Raw genomic sequence first — 19146 nt, 5'->3', positions numbered from 1 at the left:
CCCCGCGGCGCGCCACCACACGGGAGCAGCCACGTGGGCGACTGGATCAACCACCCGACACAAATCGTCACCAGCGGCGGACGCAAGAGCCTCCCGAAGTGCACCGCCGGGCCCGTCATAGCGCCCGACACCATCGACGGCCACCACGTCACGCCGTGCATCATCACCGGCCAATGCGACGCCCCGACCAGAGACCCCAGCCACGCGAAGTGCTGGCAAGCCGACGGCGTCGAACCACCCAGCCACGACCTCGGCGCGTGCCCCGGCCCGCACCGGCTCCGCTGCCGCTGCAACTGCCACAACACCATGGTCTTGTTCTAAGGAAGCGACACAATGCGCATCGACCTGTACCTGCCCGACCTCGCCGCAGACGACGCCAACTGGCGAGACTCCGCCCTCTGCGCACAAACCGACCCAGAAGAGTTCTTCCCAGACAAAGGCGGCGGCACCAGCCAAGCCAAACGCGTCTGCGCCGCCTGCACCGTCCGCACCGAATGCCTCGAATACGCCCTCGCCCACGACGAACGCTTCGGCATCTGGGGCGGCACGTCCGAGCGGGAACGGCGCCGCCTCAAACGAGGAAACGCGGCATGACCAGCGACGAACGAGAGGACAACCCGCCATGCGACGGTTCGTGACGAACTACATCTGGGACGCCATCGCGGCCGCCTACGGCCGTTGAGCGGCCTGCGCAGTTCCCCACTACCTTACCTAGCCCGAGCGGCCCGTCACGAACCGTCGTGGCGGGCCGCTCCCACACCCCCAGGAGACACACGCGTGACCGTGACCCTGACTGACTTCTTCTGCGGGGCCGGCGGCAGCTCGACCGGCGCCATCGCTGTCCCCGGCGTCGAGGTGAAGGTCGCCGCGAACCACTGGAAACTCGCCGTCGACGTCCACAACGCCAACCACCAGAACGCGCTACACATCCAAGCCGACATCTCACAGTACGACCCGCGGTTGGTGCCGCGCACCGACATCGCGTGGCTGTCCCCGTCGTGCACGCACCACTCCATCGCGCAAGGCAAAGCGCGTCGCGTCATCGACGGGCAGCCCGACCTATTCGGCGAGATCCTCCCCGACGAGGCCGCGGAACGGTCACGCGCCACCATGTGGGACGTCGTCCGGTACTCCGAACACCACCGGTACCGGGCCGTGATCGTCGAGAACGTCCTCGACGTAATGAAGTGGCTCCCGTACCGAGCGTGGCTCCTGGCGATGGACTCCCTCGGCTACGACCACGAGGTGCTGTCGATCAACTCGATGCACGCGCAGCACGCGGGCCTCCCGGCTCCGCAGTCGCGGGACCGGTTCTACGCCGTGTTCTGGCGCAAGGGTGACCGGCGCCCCGACCTGGACGCGATCCAACGTCCGCGGGCGTGGTGCCCGTCATGTGACCGTCTGGTGGAGACCCGGAAGTCGTGGAAGAACGGCCGCACGGCCGGCCGGTACCGCGCGCAGTACGTGTTCGTGTGCAGTACTGCGCGGTGCGGTGCGCTGGTCGAGCCCGGCTGGCTGCCCGCATACACGGCGATCGACTGGTCGATTCCCGGGAAGAGGATCGGGGACCGCGACAATCCCCTCGCGGACAAGACCCGCGCTCGGATCGCCGCCGGGATCGCCCGCTACTGGCGTGCACCGTCATTGGATGAGCCTTCGGCGACGGTCGCGGCGTCGGGAAACCATATAGGACTGGCCGTTCCGCTTCACCTGGAAGCCGCGGGCAACACCTACGACGCGTCGAACCCGAAGCACGCGCGCTACGGCGACCCGAACTCGTACTACCGGGTGTGGCCCGTCAGCGACCAGCTGCGCACCATCCACACCGTGGAGTCCAAGGCGCTCATCGTGCCCGTGGAAGGCCGCGAAGGGAAGCATGCCCGTGCCGCCGGTGAACCGATGCGGACGCAGACGACCCGACTGGAAACAGCCGTCGTGACGCCGTTCATCGCTGAACTACGCGGTGGCGGTTCTGACGCCCGGTCCGTCGAGTCGGCGCTCTCCACAGTCACCGCATCCGGGAACCACCACGCCCTCGTGATGCGGAACAACAGCGGCGGCGACGAGATGACCACACCGGCCCATGAAGTGATGCGGACCGTCACCACGGCAGGCCACCAATCGCTCATCACGCCAGGCGACATCGAGGCCGCGAACGCGCAGATCGACGACTGCTTGTTCCGGATGCTTGAGCCGTCCGAAGCCGCCCGAGCGATGGCGTTCCCGACCACCTACGAGTGGGCCGGGACACGTCGCGAGCGTACCCGCTTAGCGGGAAACGCCGTCACACCGCCGACGGCGAGGGACATCGTCGGCGCGGTCGCCGCCGCCCTGAACTGACCACCGAGGGAGACCCCGATGGACCGCCCTTGTTCCTGCTGGATCGCACCCAAGCTCGCCTTGCACGACGGGCACTGCTGCTTCCTGCACGGCCTCGGCGACTGCCACGAGGACGTCCTTGACGCCGCCGACCGGATCACCGGCTCCCGCGACGCCACGTTCAACCTCGACGACCGCACCAAGACACGGCTCATCGCGGAAGTCATCGACCGGCTGTACCCGAGTGCCATCCCCGACGACCTCGACGAGTACGGCACCCCACCACTTCCACTCGGCGGACACACGTGACCTGCACGGAGTGCCGCGCGGCAATCGCCGCCCGGCTCACAGACACACCCGGCGACCCATGCCAGCGGTGCGCCGCCACCCACATCAAGGGCCACCCCCCAACACGGGCGGGTGGCCCTCACTCATCCCCCGAGGAGGACCCGTGGACCACGCCATAGACAACAGCGACGACTACTGGAACGACCCGATGCGCCGCGAAGACCGGTGCCCGAAATGCATCACGTCGCTGGAAACACCGCAACGTCTGATCACCACGGAACAGACAGGATTCGCCGCCGCATACCGGTGCCGCCGCTGTTCACACGAATGGGTAACCAACTGGTCCTGGCGGTGACCAGAGACGAGGAACTAGAGGGGCAGAAGGGAGGTAGTCAGAATGCGCATCCGAAGCATCCGGCCGGAATTCTGGAGGTCTGAGGATGTAGCGGCCATGGACTGGCACACGAGGCTGATTTTCATCGGGTTGTGGTCCTACGTCGATGACAACGGCGTCGGCCGGGACGACGAGCGGATGATCGTCGCGGACCTGTTCTCCCTCGACATGGATGCTCACGGAAGCCTCCGTGAGCCCTCACTGAGGGTTCAATCGGCACTCACGCACCTCTCAAAGCACGGTCAGATCACCCGCTACGAAGTCGACGGGCGCCGTTTTCTCCACATCACGTCGTGGAAAACACATCAGAAGATCAATCGGCCTACCGAGAGCCGCTATCCCCTCCCCACCAGCGACAATGCCGTCTCAGTGAGTCATCACGACGGCCTCACTGAGGACTCAGTGAGGCCTCAAGCAAATGTTGCCCTTGGAGAAGGGGAGAAGGGGAGAAGGGGAGAAGGGGAGAAGAAGTCGGAACTTCGTCCCGACGCCGCCCGCATCCTCGACCTCCTCGACGCCCGCGTCACCGCCAACCGCCACCAGAAGCCAGCACGCAACAAGGGCAACCTCGACGCCGCCCGGCTCCTCACCACCAGCGACGGCTACCCACTCCCCGAGATCGAACGCATCATCGAGTTCGCCACCCAAGACCAGTTCTGGCGGGCGAACATCCGCTCCATGGCGAAGTTCCGGGAGAAATACACCACCCTGCGTGCACAAGCCGAATCCAAAGGCTGGCTCAACCCCGGCGCGAACATCCGCTCCATCAACGGCCGACAGCGACGCGACATCGACGCGCACGGCAATGAAATCCCGGAGGCCCTGCGATGAATCAGCCTGACCCGGCACTCATCAAGGCCGAAGCCACCATCACCGGCTGCCTCATCACCAAGCCCGAATGCCGGGAAACGGTGTGGGAAACCATCCGCGTCGAAGACCTCACCCCGCCGCACCGGCAGATCGCCGAAGCCGTCCAGGGACTCCACGTCCGCGGCGAGGACGTCTCGGCACTGTCCGTCATCGATGAGATGACGAAACGCGGGACCCTCGGACGCGCCGGTGGCGCCGCGTCAGTGACCGGGGTCACCGAGTTCGGGTTCGGTGATCCCGGGTACGCGCTGGACATCGTGGCCAGGCACGCCAGGCTCCGGAAGCTCGGTGCCATCGGCGCTCGGGCGTTGCAGCTCGCGGAGAAGCCAGACGCAGACCCTCACGACCTCGCAGCGAAGATCGCCGGCGCAGCCCAGGCCGTCGTGGATGGGATCGAGTCGGCGGGTGAGGTCACCACCCAGACGCTCGGGGAGTTCCTCGACACGCAGGACGACCCGTTCGACTGGGTCATCCCGGACCTGCTCGAACACGGTGACCGGCTGATCCTGACCGGCGGTGAAGGTCTCGGGAAGAGCGTGCTGTGCCGGCAGATCGCGGTGTGCGCCGCGGCGGGTGTGCACCCGTTCACGTACGCCCGGTTCGAGCCGCAGCGTGTGCTGCTCGTGGACTGCGAGAACGGCCCGGCGAAGCTGCGGCGGGCGCTCCGGTCGCTGCGGGTTGTGGCTCGTCAGGCGGGTCATGATCCGGAGCTGAACATGTGGGTGGAGACGGTCCCGTCGGGGCTGGACTTGACGAAGCCGGAGGACGAGTTGTGGCTGGTACGTCGGGTGACGGCGTTGCAGCCGGATCTTCTGGTGACGGGCCCGATCTACCGGCTGCACGCGGCGAACCCGAACGATGAAGAGCCTGCTCGGAAGGTTTCGCAGGTGCTCGACCGGTGTCGTGCCGCGTCGTCGTGCGCGTTGATGACGGAGGCGCACGCGCCGCATGCGCAGGGCAATGGTGAGCGTCCGTTGCGGCCGACGGGGTCCTCGTTGTGGATTCGGTGGCCGGAGTTTGGTTACGGCATCCGGTTGGCGGACGGGTCGTCGCTTGAGGAGCGGGTGGTGTCGTTCAGCGGGTGGCGTGGTGATCGTGAGTCGCGGGGGTGGCCGAAGCGGTTGCGTCCGGGGACGTCGTGGCCGTGGGAGGACGACGCTGCGGAGCCGGTTCGTGACCCGAATCTGGCGCACGTGTACCAGATGCCTCGGTGATCGCGGTGGTGTCTATCGACGGGGATGGGGCGCCGTTGTGGCGCCCAGAAAGGGGTGACTTCATGGATGGAACGCAGCCCGCCGCGTCGTGGCGGGTGCGGTGGCCGGTCCTGGATGATTCGTGGACGCTGGCGAGGCTGCGGGCGGCAGCGTTGCCGGAGTTCCACAGGCTCGCTGCCCGGGCTGGGGTGCTCGCGGTGCCGCCGATCGCGTGGGCGGTTGAGGAGGACGATGCCGGTCTTTGGCTGGTCGGGGAGGCGGCGGCGGAGACCCTCGCGGGGATCGCTGCGAGGGCCGCGTCGTGACGAAGACGCAGACGCGGGTGTGGCGGATCCGGTTGCCGTACGTGAAGCCGCCGTTGTCGTTGAACGCGCGTCAGCATTGGGCGGCGCGGGCTCGGGAGACGCGCAGGGTGCGGTCGGATGTGCGGCTGCTGGTGCGGGCTGCGCGGGTTCCGCCGCTGTCGAGGGTGCGGGTGCAGTTGGAGTACACGCCGCGGGACGGCAGGCGGCGGGACACGGACAACCTGGTCGCCACGTTGAAGGCGGTGTGTGACGGGGTGGTTGACGCGGGCGTGGTGCCGGATGACACCCCGGAGTTCATGGGCAAGCCGGAGCCGGTGATCACGGCCCCGGACCGTGTGGATCCGCATCTGCGGCTGCTGCTCGTCGAGGAGGTCTTGTGACGCGGGTGTTCCGGGCTGGCCTGTTGTGGTGGGTCGCCGTGTGCGCGCGGTGTGGGTGGGCGTCGTCGGGTATGTCGAGGTCGGGTATGCGCCGTTTGTCCCGGTTTCATGAGGCGGCGCACTCACGAGCATCCCGGGCCTGACCTGAAATACCCCCGAATTCGCTACAGGGAGCCTCCCAGGACTGTCGCGCATGCCGGTCAGGTGTACGTGGACTTCCGGCTCCCGAAAACCCAGCAGAATCGCTTACAGAAGCCCGGTGATCCGTTGGGGTGCCGGGCTGCCGACATGAAAGGGCACAGAGCATGCTCGACACGACGACGGGGGCCGCGCAGTGACGGCCCCGAAGACGCCCCCGGACGCGCCCGGGGCGCAGAACCCGATGGTGTACAAGACCCCGGATGGTTGGGTCGCGCACTGCCCCGGCTGCCACGTCCGTGTGTGCGGCTCATGGGAGGGCGCGATGGTCAACGCGGAAGCGATGTGGGCGGTCCACCACGGGTGGTCGCCGATGGACATCGCCGCCCGCCGGATCGCGGCCTACATCGACCGCATCGAGGCCGCCCTCGATGGTGGGGGTGGGGAGTGAACAAGCAGCAGGCCATCCGGGCGGTTTCGACCCGCGCCGAGGTCGACGAGCCGACCACGCGCAGGGTGTTGGAGGTGTTCTTCGACGTCGTGGTCCGTGAGGTCGCGGCGGGCGGGACAGTGAGCGTGGCGGCGTTCGGTTCGTTCGAGCGGGTCGAGAAGGCTGCGCGGGTGGGCAGGAACCCGCGGAAGGGTGAGGGCCTGGTGATCCCGCCGACGCGGGCGCCGAAGTTCCGGCCGTTCCCCGCGTTCCGCGAGTTCGTGGCGGACCCTCAGCTACTGCCGGATCGGCCGGTCGGTCAGCGCAAGCCACGTGACCGTGCTGCCGCTTGACGGGCCGTTGTGGTGGGTGACGTTCGACCCTGGCGCGGCCCGCTGTGCGCGCGTGTCCGGGTACGCGAAACCGGCTGGGTGGCGGCGCCGTCAAGGCGGCTGGCTGTGGTTCACCACGGCACCCGAGCGGCTCGACGAGGCGCCCTACCGGTTCCGCGTCATCGACCCCGGGCCGTGCGCGCCGTGGGCGCCGCTCGCAGCGGCCGGTCTGATGTTCCAGGGCGGCTGGGAGCCGCCTGTTCCTGAGCGGCCCGTGTGGTGGCTGTCTCTCACCCCCGTTCGGGTCGAACCGGCCTGAACATTTCGCACACAAAAGTGGGCGGTCACCCATCGGGGGTGGCCGCCCTTCCTCATCGAAAGGACACGAATCATGAACCCTGACCCGATCCCCACCCCGGGCGGTACCGCGACAGCGGCGGCCCAGGCTGGCGCTGGCGTGTGGAACCAGTCTTCGCAGCTCGCGCAGCTCGCGAACTCCAGTACCGGGCTCGCGCCGTCCATGTCGTTCCTCGTCGGAGTGTTGTTGTTCCTCCTGGCCGTCGCGGTCGGGTGGCTCGCCATCGCCCAGAGCTTCTCCGCGGGGAAGGGCAACACCCAGAAGACCCGTCAGCAGGGCGTCGTCATGGCCTCCGCGATCGGGTGGGGCACCGTGTCCGCGATCGGGTTCGTGGTGTTCCTCGTCGGCGCTGCCGGGTGGTTCCTGCGGGCGGCGTTCTCCGGCTGATGATCTACGAGTCCGACGACGCGGCGAACCGTGTCGAGGAGATCGCGACCGAGCTTCCCGGGGAGTTCCGCTGGCACATGTGGATCCGCGGTTTCGCGGGGATGGCCGTCACGGTCCCGGCGTACGGGGTGGCGTTCTGGTCCGTCGGGACCGTGCTTGGCGCGGGCCCGTGGTGGCTGATCGCCGCCGCCCTGGCGGCGGTTGTCGCGGGGTTCGCGACCGTGGTCTCGGTACTGCGGGTCGTGGGCCGTCACGAGAAACCGCAGAAGCCTCTCCCGTACCTGCTGTGGGTGCTGCGGTCGGAAGCCGCGGCGCCCCGCCGCCCTGACACGACCGCTGTCGGGGCCTCACCTATCCCGGTCGCTACCGGCCCCCTCACCGTGGGGGCGCCGGTGGCGCCTCCTACCCGATTCAGGAGTCGATGTGACTACCCCTCTTGCCCGCCTGACGGCGTGGCGTAGCAGCCGGGCCGAGCGTGCCCGGATCCGCGCGGAGGAGCCGTACGCGCACGGCCGGTTCCTCACCCACCCGGCCGCCGGAACCACGTTCGCGTTCTGGCTGCTGAACGACGTCGACACCATCGGTCTCGGCGCCGGGGTCGACAAGGTCATCGCCGCGCAGGCCGGCATGTACCCGGACCTGGTCGGGCGGCGCCTGGTGTGGTTCGGGTGGCACGAGTCGCCGGACCGGGCGGCGTTCCGGGCGGCGCAGGACGCCGAGTACCCGGGCGCGTCCGGGGAATACCTGGACCGGATGGCGGACGCGTTCGTGCACTCCTCGCTGGGTGCGGCGTGGTGGCGGTGCGTCCTGGCGGTCCGGGTCGCCGACCGTGCGGTGGCGCGGGAGCATCTGCCGCTGTGCGAGCCGGGCGCGCCGCTCGCGCCGGAGCTGTCCGAGTTCGCTCAGGTGCAGCACGAGGTCCGTCTCCTCGATGACGTGATCGGCGGGTACGGGCGTCGCCTGACCGCCGGGCAGATCGAGGACCTGCACCGGGAGTTCACCCGCATGGGCCTCCCCGGCGCCGGGGCGGTTACGCCGTCGGCGGACCCGATGCAGCCGAACACGCACCTGTCGACGCTCCACGCGGGTGACCGGGTGGAGCAGTGGGTGCCGGTGGTGCGTGTCGACACCGCCCCGACCGGGTTCGACTCGGCCGCGCAGCCGCCGTGGCTGGCGTGGTTCGGGCGCCGCCCGGGCCGCACCTACCTGGTCGCGCAGGGCACCGTCGTATCCCCCGGGGAGCTGCGCAAAGACATGCAGCTGCGGTTGCGGGAGAACCGCTCCCACGAGCGTTCCTCGGCGAAGGCCGGGTACGACCCGACACCCGAGGTCGAGGACGGCATCGCCCGCGCCGTGCAGGTCAACCGTGAACTGCGCGCGCAGGACCGCATCGACTCCTACCGGGTGCAGGCCGTCGTGAAGGTCGCCCTCCCACGGGACACGCACGAGGCGGCGGCGAAGGCCGTCACCTCGGTTGTGAAGGACGCCGACGACCAGATCCACGCGACCGTCAGCCACGAACTCGGGCAGTACGCGGACTGGGAGTCGATGGAGCCTGGCCGGCTGTTCCGGCTCGACGGGCATGTCACGCAGGATTCGGCTCGGGTGTGGGCCGCTGGGGTCCCGAACTCCTCCGGGCGTGCTGGTGCGACGGTCGGGCAGTTGTTCGGCGCGGTTGACGGCACCCGGGAGAACCTCGTCATGGACTGGTGGGAGGGCCCTAGGGCGAAGACCAGCCGCACCGACGTCGAAGGGTCCGGCGTGACCCTCGTCGTCGGCGGTCTCGGTACGGGGAAGTCCACGGTCGGTGTCGGCGCCGCCGCCCACTGCCACGAGGTCGGCCGGCGGGTCATCATCACGGACCCGTCGCCGCATTCGGGGATGGCGCGTCTGGTGAAGACGCCGGGTGTGGACGGGCGTGAGATACCGGTGACGACACAGGCCCCTCAGGGGGCGTTGATGCCGCACGTGCTGATCCCGGACCCGGTGCAGACCGACGGCACCAGCGACGCCGAACACGCTGGTGCGTTGCGGGCGGCGCGGGCTGAGCGGGTGGCGTTCGCGGTCGACATGACCCGGGCGTGCGCGTGGGAACTCGCTGACGACCGTGACGCGATGCGGGCTGTGTCCGCGGCGTGCAACGAGGTCGGCGGCGCCTACGGGCAGCACTCCTCGACGATCCTGGATGCCCTCGACCGCGAGGGCGACGCCGGGCGGCGGGTCGGGAAGCTGCTGCGCGGGAAGCGTGACTCGCTTGAGGGGATGCTGTGCTTCCCGGCGGGTGACGTGGACGCGGATCGGTTGACGAGGTCCGTGTCGTCGGCGGGCGTGACGGTGCTGACGATGCCGGGTATCGAAATCCCGGACATCGGTCTGGACCGCCATGACTGGACGGTCGGGATGCACCAGTCGGTGCCGATCCTGCTCGGCGCGTCTCGTCTGGCGGGACTCAGCCTGTGGGCTGACACGGACCCGAAGATGCAGATCGATGACGAGCTGGGTGTGACTCTCGCTGGGCACTCGGCGATGGCGACGTTGATGCGCCGGTCGGCGTACACGTCGCGGAAGGTTGATGCGGCGATTCTGTGGCTGATGCAGACCCCGACGGCCATGTCCCGGCTCGGTGATGACCTGATCGGGTCGCTGGTGGGTCAGACGCTGTGCGGCCGGGTGGTCGGCGCGAACGCTGAGGTGATGGCGCGGATGATGCGACTCGCTCCGGTGGACGCGGCCCGGCTTCCGTCGCTTGGGACGGGTGATTTCACGGTCCGCGGTTTCGATGGTCGGGTGCGGCACGTGCATCACGACACCGGCTGGTGGGCGCCCGACGTGAGGCGGGCGTCGTTGACGACTCCGTCGAAGGAGGCTCCGAAGATGGCCACGTTGTGGGGTGAGCGGGCGTCATGACCCGCTTGCGTAGGTTGGCTGCCACTGCTGGTGTGGCGGCCGTTTTCATGCTGGGTGGGGGTGGGGCCGCGTTCGCTGCGGACCCCACCCCTGCCCCGACGCCGCAGCCGACAGCCACCGAGCAGGGGGCGTCGGCGGGTGACCTCGCCGGTGCCGCTTTGCGCGGCGCTGTCCGAGGCCTCATCCCCGGCTTGGGTGCCGCGGAGGCGTTGAAAGGCGCAGCGGGCGCGGCGGCCGGGTCGGACGCCGGTCAGGCAGCTGCGGCAGCGGTGATCGGGGACCGGTGCAAGATCCTCCCGACGGTCGGGACCCCCACGGACGGCCTGGCGGGCCGGATCGACCCGGGCCCGTCGCATCCGGGGACCGGGTTCTACTCCACCTACGGGTGGGGCGGTCTCGCGCCGGTGATCCACGACCCAGGCTGCCCGGTCGGCCTGGACTTGTCCACGACGGGTGCGCAGAAGCGGGTCGCTGACCCGGCGAACTCGACCGCGGGGAACCTGATTCAGGCGCAGGTGACGATGCTCGCCGCGTCGACACAGGCCGCGCAGATCGTCCTCGAACCCGCGGACGGCCTGTGGCAGGTGTTGACGCCGTTGACGTCGTTCGTCCGGTACACGATGGGCTACCGGGCGTGGCTGTTCTTCTTCACCGCGCTCGTCGGTGCCACCGCGTTGTGGCACGCGTTCCGCGCCGGGAACGGCGACACCGCCGAGTCCCGGGAGAAGACGTGGAAGGGCGCGGTGATCCTCGCCGCCGGCGCGATCACCCTCGCTGTGCCGATCACGGCCGGGTCGCTCGTGTCGCAGGGCGTGACGGCCGTGTACTCCACGATGGCGACCGGCACGGCGTCATCGGCGGGTCAGGCCGGTGCGTCGGCGGACGCAGCGATCGGTGACGTGCTGTGGGAGCAGATCGTGTGGCCCACCTACGTCGACATCAACTTCGGCGCCGACAAGGCCGCTGCGGACAAGTACGCGATGCGACTGTTCGCGGCGGGCGCGATGACCCGGGCCGAGCAGGCGCAGGCCGCAGCCGACCCGGCCTACGCGGCGCAGTTGGACGCGGCGAAGAAGGCCGACTACCTCGCGGTCGCGAAGGCGTACAAGGCCGAGTTCCCCGCGACCTACGAGCGGACCCTCGCCGGATCCGATACATCGGAGCGTCCGTGGAAGGCACTCCTCGGAGCGGTCGGGGCGTTCCCCGCGGCGTACTTCCTGCTGTGGACGCTGTTCTGGGTCGGCGCCGCCCGCCTCGCGCTTGAGCTGGTGGTGGCGTTCACGCCGGCGGCAGCTCTGGTGGCGCAGTTCCCGGAGTGCCAGTGGATGGCCCGCGCGGCAGTCGGGTGGCTGTCGACGTTCTTCGTGACAGCGTTCGCCGCGACCGTGGTGTACGTCGCGTTCACGGTCGGTGTGGTCGGCGGGATTCTGTCGGCTACGACGGTGGGCACGATGGGGAAGTTCGGGTGGATGCTCGCGATTCTCGTCGTGGCCCGCATGGCATGGCGTCGTGGCCGGTCGAAGCTGTATGCGCGGACTGGTGTGGATCAGTCGGCGCGTGGCGTGGTCGGGGTGTTGCGGCAGATCCTTCGGGAGCTGCAGATCAGCAACCGCGACCGCGGCCGTGGTGGTGATGGGTCGGGCGCTCAGGATGCTGGGCGTCCCGGATGGACGCGGCGTCGCCGCGCCGCGACCGGCCAGGTCCCGGGGCAGGCTGCGTGGGAACCCGGCTCCGCCGACACTGGCGCCGCCGAGCAGGCCGCCCCGCTGCCGCAGCAGCGGCCGGTGCGGTTCATCCCCGCCGAGCAGTTCGACACCGAACAGCAGCAGCAGCGGTCGGACGCGTCCACGCAGGTCGTCCAAGGGGTTGTCGTCACCGACGCCCCGGACTCGAGCGGCGCGCCGGAGCCGCGGATTCGGCGGCTGCCCGACCCGGTCGACACAACCTCGCCGGGCTACTCGCCGCGAGTGAACAAGATCCCGCCGGATTCGGCGCGGTTGTCGGATGAGGTTCGCGCTGAGCTGGCCCGGCTGCGGGTGGCTGCGGCGACGACGATCACACAGAAGGAGCACACGAATGTCCTCGTCGAGGTCGCGGCGGTCACTCGCAGGGTCGAGTAGGTCGCGTTCTGTCGCGGCGTGGTTTCTGCGGCGGCCATCCCGGGTTGGGGTGGCCGCCGCGGTCGTCGCGGTGCTGGTGGTGTTGCTGTTCGGGCGGGCCGTGTGGATGTCGGCGCACGGCGCTCGGGAGGCGACGTGGATGCAGGGGCAGCGGTCGTCGTGTGAGGGCGCGGTGCGTGGGTTCGCGGTCGACTTCTTCGGGCCGGACCGGTCGGATTGGCCGGGGTCGGTGGCGCGCTGGGTGGAGCCGCAGCTGCGGGCCGGAGTGTCGGCGATCGACCCGGATCAGGTGCCGGTTGGTACCCCGGTGGTGGAGGCCACGGCCGGTCAGGTCCCGCGGTGTGACGTGTGGCTGCGGGTGACCCCGGCCGGCGGTCAGGGTGTGACGCCGCGGGTGCGGGTGACGGCGGTGCAGCAGTTGCGTGGTGACTGGCTGGTGCAGTCGTGGGAGCCGGTGGACAACCCGGTGACCTCCACCGACGGCGACGTTGAGGGCGGGTCGTGAGGGGTGAGGGCCTGGTGGCGGTTGCTCTGGTCGGGCTTGGCGTGTTCGCGTCGTGCTCCGGTGGCGGCGGTGGTGGGGGTGAGACGTTCACCCCTGCTGGCGCTGCTGCTGCGGCGCCGGCGGCCGCGCAAGCCCGTCAGGCCGCGCCGGGCAGTAGTGCCGCGTCTCTTGCTGGCTGTGTCGGTCCAGTGCCGAACCTGGACCGGGAGCAGGCTGACATCGCGGTCCGCGGGTACCGGGCGGCTCAGCGCGCCGGGACCGGGGCGGAGGGCGCGCGGATCATCGTCGCGGCCGGGCTGGTGGAGTCGCGGTTGAAGAATCTGCCGAACGGTGACCGGGACTCGAAGGGATGGTTGCAGCAGCGTCCGTCGAAGGGCTGGATGAATTCGACCGACGTCGACAGGGCCGCGGATGACTTCTTCGCGGAGATGAAGCGGTTGGTGCCGGGCTGGCGCGGCATGGATCCGGGCGCGGTGGCGCAGGCTGTGCAGCGGTCGGCGTACCCGACGAGGTATGCGGATCAGATGGAGCGGGCGTCGGCGATTGTCGCGGCGATCGAGGGTAAGGCCGCGTCGTGTAAAGCACCGGCCCCCGTGGCTGCTGTCGGTGATTGCCCGGCGTCTGGTTCTTCCGCGGAGAAGGGTTTGCAGCCGAAGGCGTTGCGGGTGTTGAGGTGCGGGAAGAAAGCGTGGCCGTACATCACGGAGCTCGGTGGTGTCGGTGGCCGCCCTGGCCCGTCGGATCACCCGTCTGGTCGGGCAGTGGATTTCATGGTCCCTGGCTGGAACACCACGGATGGTCGGGCGAAGGGTTGGGAGGTTGCGCGCTGGTTCGAGAAGAACGCCGCGGGGTTGAACGTGAAGTACGTCATTTGGGATGCGAAGATCTGGAACCCGAGCCGCGCCGGTGAAGGGTGGCGGCCGTACCGTAACCCGTCGCTTTCTACAGCGAAGACGGAGGCGCAGCGGAACACGATGCAGCATTTGGACCACGTGCATGTGTCGGTGACGTCATGATGGGTGGCGTGACTGGATGCCCGGCTGATGACCCGCTTGTTCAGCGTCTCGCCGCGGCGGTGGAGGCGACCGCTAATCCGATGGTTCTCGTAACGCAGCCGGATCTCGCGGCGGCGGCGCTTGTGTCGATGCGGGTCGGTGTTTCTCAGGAGCACGCGGATTGGTGGGCACGTACCGGGCAGGTTCGTGTGACGGGCTGGTTGAACGACACGCTTGGTTCATCTCCGGCGGTGAACATGTGGGCGGCGGCGTGTGTGATGCATGCGTCGATCGCGGCTGATCTTCCGGTGGATGATGATCATGAGGTGGATATCGCGGATTGGGCGGCGTTGGCGGTGGCGTGGGACGCGGGCCGCCGTGATGTCCCGTTGACTCAATCTTTCGGTCAGGATTTGGGAGGTTTCGATGATGCTGGAGCGTGAGCCGCGGCCTGGTGATTTCTGCGTGCTGCGCGGTGATGTGGTGGAGGCGGTGTCGTTTCTGCAGGATCGGGTTGTGGCGTCGGCTGGGCAGCTTGGTGTTGTCCGGTCGGTTGAGCGTCCGCTTCTGCTGTTCGGTGCGGCGCGGGTCGAGGTGGTGTTGATCGGCACGGGCCGTGTCGTCACTGCCAGGCCGGAGCAGGTCGGGGTTCTCGACGCTTTCCCGACGGTGGAGGCGGCGTCGTGAGAGAACGTGGTTTCTGGACAGTGTTGGCCGCCCCGCTCGCATTGTGGGGCGGTTTTCATTTCGCCGGCCCGCGGTTGTGGACCGTGGCGTTCATCATGGCTGCCACGCTTTACGCGTGGTGGCGTGACGCGAATTCGCCCGATCGTCGGGTGACGCGCCCGATCCTGGCGTGGTTCATTCCCGCGTTGGCGTGGTGTCTGGTGTCGACCGCCGCCGGATTCGCCGGTTGGGGGTCGCCGCAGTGGTGGCTTCTGCCGGGGATGCTGGCGCCGGTGACGTTGTGGCTGTGGGTTGCGGTCGTCGCGTGGTGGCCCCGCATCGAACCCGACGACGACCTCGAGGAGCCGGAGGAGGTGGAGGCTCCGACGCGGACGCTGTACGTGGTGGACCGGACCCCGCCGCCGGAGCCGCTCGTTACCGTGCCGCCGCGGGTGGTCACCTTGCATCAGCGGCCGGTGATGGTGGACCTCGGCGGCGACGACGAGGAGCCCGAGACGGAGCCGGATGAGTCGCTGCCGGGGCGTCTTGAGCAGGTGTGGCCGGAGCGCCGGAAGACCCCGAAGGGCGCGGTTCACGTCGCGGATCTGGCGGGCCTGACTGGTGTGCCGGAGGCCGAGCTCGGGGCAGCGTTGGACGCTGCGGGGAAGGCTGAGCGGGTGTCCGCGCGGCCCCTCGCCGGCGGGGCTCCGAGCAGTGAGAAGGGCCTGAAATGGGCTGCGCTACAAGCCTGGGTGTGCGCTACGTCGTGCGCTACGCCCGGAGAGGGGTGTGACCTGCACAGATAGGGGTTTGCGCTACGTGCGCTACGCCCCGTTGCGCGGGTGTCTGTTTGTGCTCAGGACGTGTAGCGCGCGCTACACGGAATCGTGGTTCGAGAGGGGCTCGCCGACGCCTGTCGGGGGCTCCTCTCGCGCTGTCTGGAAGGTGGTTCGGCGTGGCTGAACGTGTGGTGATCGAGGGTCCGGGGCGTCGCGTTCCGGAGGCTGTGGTTGATGTTGGGGCGTCGTGGTCGCGGTCCCGGAACCCGTTCATCGGGTCCCGGGCGGGTGAGTTCGAGCGATACCGGTGTCCGGCGGGTGATCCGTGGTGTCACGCGGAGCTGCTGTTGCGGGTCGCGGCGGGTGAGGAGCCGTGACGGGTGATGAGTCCCCGATCGTTCCCACGTCGGGGTTCAGGTGGCGGGTGACGGTCGAGCTTGTGGGTGCCGAGGTTCCGTTTCAGAGGTCGGTGGTGGCGACCGGGTGGGACGCCCGGTCGGCTGTCGGCCAGGCTGCGGCGACGCCGTTGGTGTTCTGGCGCGACCCCGAAGCCACGGCCTACGAGGGCGGCGACGGATGCCCCGAATGCGGGGCTCCGATGGTCTGGTCAAACCGCGATGATACAGACGGCGTGTGTGGCGCTGAATGCAAGAAGGAACAGCGGTCACTGTCGTGATGGGTGTTTCTCACATGGCGTCGGGTTTCGCCACGGGCTTGTGGTCGAGTCTCGCTGTGGCGCCGCTTGGTGTTCCGGCTCAGGTGGTGTGGACGTTCACGTCTGCTGCGTTTTCGCTGGCGCCGGATATTGACCATCCTGGGTCGAATGCGGCGCGGATGTGGGGGCCGTTGTCTCGTGTCCCTGCGGGCGTTGTTGGGCGTGTGTTTGGTCATCGTGGCGCGACGCACCAGATTGTTGGAGCGTCGATAGGGACGGCGGTTCTTGTCGCTGTCGCGTGGATGGCGCCTTACGGGCAGGCGTTCACGGTGGCGTTCGCTGTCGGGATGCTCTTGTCGGCCGGTGCGAATGTGCAGGGCGGCGCGAACATTCTCGTGTCGGCGGCGTGCGGGTACGGCGCGACCACGCTCGATTGGGATGCGTGGTGGCTGCCGATACCCGCCGCCATAGGGGTCGCCACACACATTGTCGGTGATTCCCTCACCACAAGCGGAGCCCCCGGACGCGACGGCCGTCGCTGGGGGCTCCGCGCTTTCACCACCGGCTCGCCCGCCGAAGCGGCCGTGTGTGTTCTCATCGCCGCGTCGATCGCGGCATTCCCTCTCCGCGAGCAGCTCGCGGAGCGACTGATCGGAGCATGGTGACACCGAGAGATAAGGGCCGGTACACGATCACAATCGAGCGTGACGGGTTCGTGTTCGAGCCGGTCACGGTGATGGCCCGCACGATCGCGGGCGCTTTGCACGCGGCGTGGCGGATTCACCAGTCGCAGTGGCAGGCCGGGAAGGACGAGAAGTGAGTCATGGATGGATCAGCCACTACGCGATCGGCGAAGCGATCCGCAAGCACGATGGCGCAGCGACCGTGAAAGAGATCGCGGACACTATGCACGCCCGCGCGCTGCGGCGTCTGACGTTGTCGGATTCGCCGGCGCTCGTGGAGCTGCTGGCGTGGATTGAGGATCAGGAGGTGGAGCCGCCGTGATGAGGTTCGTCGTGGCTGCGCTGGTGGGGGCCGCGTTCACTGTGGTGGGCGCGGCCCCTGCGCATGCGCAGGACATTGTGGTGCAGCCTGGCGGGTCGGTGCAGGCCGCGTTGGATCGGGCGCAGCCGGGTGACACGGTGCGGCTCGCGCCCGGGGTGTACCGGGAGGCGATCAGGTCGGTTCGTGGCGGCGCACCGAACGCGCCGATCACGCTCACGGGGCCGGGGGCGACGCTCGTCGCGGACGGGCACGTCATCGACATCGACCACCCGTACATCACTGTCTCGGACCTCGCGGTGTACGGGCAGCCGGGCATCCCGTGGGCCGCGTACCCGGCGAACCCGTCGCTGCAGGAGGCGCGGGCGTTCAAGGAGGCTCAGCAGGGCGCCGCGGTGGATTCACGGCTCGTGTACATCGGGGCGAACGCGGCCGGGGTGCATGACGTGACGTTGGACAGGTTGATTCTGCGGGGCGCTGGCGGTGAGTGCGTGCGGATGCGCTCGAACGCCACAAACAACCGTGTGCAGAACAGCGTTGTCGACTGGTGCGGCATGTTCGCGAAGGCGAAGAACGCTGACCCGTTCCACAACGGTGAAGGCGTCTACGTTGGCACGTCGCCGAAGTCCACGGGTCAGCCGATGCCCGGCACCGACCAGTCGCAGCGGAACTGGGTGACCGGTAACCGGATCGCCACGTGGGGGTCGGAGTGCTTCAACGTGAAGGAGGCCGCTACCCGCAACGTGTTCCAGGGCAACTCGTGCACCGGCAGTATCGAGACGACCAACGGTTCCCTCGTGGAGCTGCGCGGCCCCGGGAACGTCGCGACCGGCAACGCGTACGGCGCGACGGCCGGGCAGATCGTGAAGGTGAAGGCTGATCCGGGGTTCTCAGCCGCCGGGAACCAGGTCGACCAGCCAGGGGCGGCGTCAGCTCCGGGTGTGCCGTCGGCGGAGCCGTCGATCCCGGCGTCGATCGCCGCCCCCAAACCCCAGCCCACGCAGCCGCAGCCGACGCGGCAGGGGTCGGGGTCGAAGCTCGGGGCGCGGTCTGGTCTGCCGTACGACATCGGTGTGTTCGCGCACTCCCCGGACCGGGTCGCGCGGTTCGAGGAAGCGATCGGACGCCCAGTGGACGTGTGGCAGGTCGCGCCGCAGCGTGAGCAGGGCGATGACGTGATGATCTCCGAGACGAAACGCATTGTCGGAGAGGCCCCGGACGGGGTCGGGTTCGACGTCGCGATCCCGCTCGTGTCAACCGATGTTGCGCGGCAGATCGCGGCGGCGGTGTGCGTGAAAGACCCCGACGCGTACATCCGTCCCGGGTGGGAGTTCAACCTGTCCGGGTCGTGGGATTGGACTGTCGACAGGATCGGCCCGGACGCGTTCAAGGCCGGGTTCGTCAACTCCGCAAGGGGCATCCGCGCGGGCTGCCCGACGGCCCGGCTGGAGTGGAACCCGAACACGGGTCAGGGCGGCGTCCAGAAGGCCGTCGCGGACGCGTGGCCCGGTGACCAGTGGGTCGATGTGATCGGCGTCGACGCCTACGACTGGTCCAACGAGGACCCCATGGACGGCGACGGGCAACTCAACGACTGGGCAGAGTTCGCCAAGACCAAGGGCCTGCCGCTGTCGCTGCCGGAATGGGGCGCTCACGGGAAGGACGGCCGCGGCGACAACCCGGCGTTCGTCAACGACGTGTTGGCGTGGGCGGCGCGGAACAACGTGGCGATGATCTCGTACTTCGACGAGCCCGCCGCGTACATCGCGAACTCGGTGGGTGACGGGCAGATGCCGAAGGTCGGTGCCGCGCTCAAGGCCGGGTTCGCTGCCGCCGCCGGCGGGAAGGGTGTGGCTCCCCGCTCGACGCCGACACAGGCCCCGGCCGCCCCGGCGCCGTCGGCGTCCGCTTCACCGGCGCCGCAGGTTGGGACGCCGGTCCCTGCCGAGCAGGCCCCTGGCATCGGGTTGCCGCCGATTCAGGCGCCTCCGAAGCCGTCGGTGCCGTCGTGGCTGCGTCCGGTGGAGCAGGACGCGGGGGTGCCGCAGTACGAACTCCAGTGGGGCGACAACGGCCTCACGATTCGGAAGGAGAAGTGATGG

General features: G+C 69.0%; 25 protein-coding genes. All 25 read left to right on the top strand.

Annotation, left to right across the window (positions count from 1 at the left end; all coding sequences use genetic code 11):
• Nucleotides 1-33 precede the first annotated feature (33 nt).
• The 25 genes from PINTE_RS00485 (at nt 34) to PINTE_RS00375 (ending at nt 19143) form a co-directional block, all read left to right on the top strand.
• Nucleotides 34-321 carry a hypothetical protein gene (locus PINTE_RS00485; RefSeq protein WP_068424647.1) on the top strand — a complete coding sequence of 96 codons (288 nt, stop codon included), beginning with the start codon at nt 34-36 and terminating at the stop codon, nt 319-321.
• 12 nt (nt 322-333) lie between these two features.
• Nucleotides 334-594 (top strand): WhiB family transcriptional regulator, encoded by a 261-nt coding sequence (locus PINTE_RS00480; protein WP_068424644.1) that lies wholly within the window; start codon nt 334-336, stop codon nt 592-594.
• Between the two features lie 183 nt (nt 595-777).
• On the top strand, nt 778-2340 hold the full coding sequence (locus tag PINTE_RS00475; RefSeq protein ID WP_068424638.1) for a DNA cytosine methyltransferase: 1563 nt from the start codon (nt 778-780) through the stop codon (nt 2338-2340).
• Between the two features lie 18 nt (nt 2341-2358).
• Nucleotides 2359-2628, top strand: coding sequence for a hypothetical protein (locus PINTE_RS00470; RefSeq protein ID WP_157086996.1), 270 nt, complete (start codon nt 2359-2361; stop codon nt 2626-2628).
• A 142-nt stretch (nt 2629-2770) separates the two neighbouring features.
• A complete protein-coding gene (locus PINTE_RS22415) occupies nt 2771-2962 on the top strand; it encodes a hypothetical protein (protein WP_157086995.1) in 192 nt (63 codons plus the stop codon).
• A gap of 96 nt (nt 2963-3058) precedes the next feature.
• Entirely contained in the window at nt 3059-3832 is a 774-nt protein-coding gene (locus PINTE_RS00465; RefSeq protein ID WP_157086994.1) for a phage replication protein O, read from the top strand.
• Complete coding sequence (locus PINTE_RS00460) at nt 3829-5085, top strand: AAA family ATPase (protein WP_068424627.1); 1257 nt, start codon at nt 3829-3831, stop codon at nt 5083-5085. Before PINTE_RS00465 ends, PINTE_RS00460 begins: the two co-directional genes overlap by 4 nt.
• A gap of 62 nt (nt 5086-5147) precedes the next feature.
• Complete coding sequence (locus PINTE_RS00455; RefSeq protein WP_157086993.1) at nt 5148-5390, top strand: hypothetical protein; 243 nt, start codon at nt 5148-5150, stop codon at nt 5388-5390.
• A complete protein-coding gene (locus PINTE_RS00450; protein ID WP_157086992.1) occupies nt 5387-5770 on the top strand; it encodes a RusA family crossover junction endodeoxyribonuclease in 384 nt (127 codons plus the stop codon). The genes PINTE_RS00455 and PINTE_RS00450 overlap by 4 nt, the downstream gene beginning before the upstream one ends.
• 334 nt (nt 5771-6104) lie before the next feature.
• Entirely contained in the window at nt 6105-6359 is a 255-nt protein-coding gene (locus PINTE_RS23040) for a hypothetical protein (protein WP_068424621.1), read from the top strand.
• Nucleotides 6356-6691, top strand: a complete 336-nt coding sequence (locus tag PINTE_RS23035; RefSeq protein ID WP_068424619.1) for an HU family DNA-binding protein — start codon at nt 6356-6358, stop codon at nt 6689-6691. The genes PINTE_RS23040 and PINTE_RS23035 overlap by 4 nt, the downstream gene beginning before the upstream one ends.
• The gene (locus tag PINTE_RS00435) at nt 6672-6989 is read left to right on the top strand and encodes a hypothetical protein (protein ID WP_068424616.1); all 318 of its coding nucleotides are present in this window, start codon (nt 6672-6674) and stop codon (nt 6987-6989) included. Before PINTE_RS23035 ends, PINTE_RS00435 begins: the two co-directional genes overlap by 20 nt.
• A 72-nt stretch (nt 6990-7061) precedes the next feature.
• Entirely contained in the window at nt 7062-7415 is a 354-nt protein-coding gene (locus PINTE_RS00430; protein WP_068424614.1) for a hypothetical protein, read from the top strand.
• Nucleotides 7415-7876: a hypothetical protein gene (locus tag PINTE_RS23030; RefSeq protein WP_068424603.1), complete on the top strand. Its 462-nt coding sequence runs from the start codon at nt 7415-7417 to the stop codon at nt 7874-7876. Before PINTE_RS00430 ends, PINTE_RS23030 begins: the two co-directional genes overlap by 1 nt.
• Nucleotides 7839-10322, top strand: coding sequence for a hypothetical protein (locus PINTE_RS00420; protein WP_068424594.1), 2484 nt, complete (start codon nt 7839-7841; stop codon nt 10320-10322). Before PINTE_RS23030 ends, PINTE_RS00420 begins: the two co-directional genes overlap by 38 nt.
• A 269-nt stretch (nt 10323-10591) precedes the next feature.
• Nucleotides 10592-12442 (top strand): MntP/YtaF family protein, encoded by a 1851-nt coding sequence (locus tag PINTE_RS00415; protein WP_068424585.1) that lies wholly within the window; start codon nt 10592-10594, stop codon nt 12440-12442.
• A gap of 49 nt (nt 12443-12491) precedes the next feature.
• Nucleotides 12492-12947, top strand: coding sequence for a hypothetical protein (locus PINTE_RS00410; protein WP_068424582.1), 456 nt, complete (start codon nt 12492-12494; stop codon nt 12945-12947).
• Nucleotides 12948-12961: 14 nt separating this feature from the next.
• Nucleotides 12962-13963, top strand: a complete 1002-nt coding sequence (locus PINTE_RS00405; RefSeq protein WP_157086991.1) for a VldE C-terminal domain-containing protein — start codon at nt 12962-12964, stop codon at nt 13961-13963.
• Nucleotides 13960-14385: a hypothetical protein gene (locus tag PINTE_RS22410; protein ID WP_157086990.1), complete on the top strand. Its 426-nt coding sequence runs from the start codon at nt 13960-13962 to the stop codon at nt 14383-14385. The genes PINTE_RS00405 and PINTE_RS22410 overlap by 4 nt, the downstream gene beginning before the upstream one ends.
• Nucleotides 14369-14629, top strand: coding sequence for a hypothetical protein (locus PINTE_RS00400; protein ID WP_068424578.1), 261 nt, complete (start codon nt 14369-14371; stop codon nt 14627-14629). Before PINTE_RS22410 ends, PINTE_RS00400 begins: the two co-directional genes overlap by 17 nt.
• 23 nt (nt 14630-14652) lie before the next feature.
• On the top strand, nt 14653-15414 hold the full coding sequence (locus PINTE_RS00395; RefSeq protein WP_157086989.1) for a hypothetical protein: 762 nt from the start codon (nt 14653-14655) through the stop codon (nt 15412-15414).
• A 648-nt stretch (nt 15415-16062) separates the two neighbouring features.
• Entirely contained in the window at nt 16063-16707 is a 645-nt protein-coding gene (locus PINTE_RS21570) for a metal-dependent hydrolase (protein WP_169798427.1), read from the top strand.
• On the top strand, nt 16701-16862 hold the full coding sequence (locus PINTE_RS22405) for a hypothetical protein (RefSeq protein ID WP_157086988.1): 162 nt from the start codon (nt 16701-16703) through the stop codon (nt 16860-16862). Before PINTE_RS21570 ends, PINTE_RS22405 begins: the two co-directional genes overlap by 7 nt.
• The gene (locus PINTE_RS00380) at nt 16859-17047 is read left to right on the top strand and encodes a hypothetical protein (RefSeq protein WP_068424564.1); all 189 of its coding nucleotides are present in this window, start codon (nt 16859-16861) and stop codon (nt 17045-17047) included. The genes PINTE_RS22405 and PINTE_RS00380 overlap by 4 nt, the downstream gene beginning before the upstream one ends.
• Nucleotides 17047-19143 carry a hypothetical protein gene (locus tag PINTE_RS00375; protein WP_068424561.1) on the top strand — a complete coding sequence of 699 codons (2097 nt, stop codon included), beginning with the start codon at nt 17047-17049 and terminating at the stop codon, nt 19141-19143. The genes PINTE_RS00380 and PINTE_RS00375 overlap by 1 nt, the downstream gene beginning before the upstream one ends.
• The last annotated feature ends 3 nt before the right edge of the window (nt 19144-19146 follow it).

It is taken from the genome of Piscicoccus intestinalis NBRC 104926 (assembly GCF_001515525.1).
GTDB lineage: Bacteria > Actinomycetota > Actinomycetes > Actinomycetales > Dermatophilaceae > Kineosphaera > Kineosphaera intestinalis.
The sequence above is the reverse complement of the archived record's forward strand: the minus strand, read 5'-3'. Positions and strand labels throughout refer to the sequence as shown.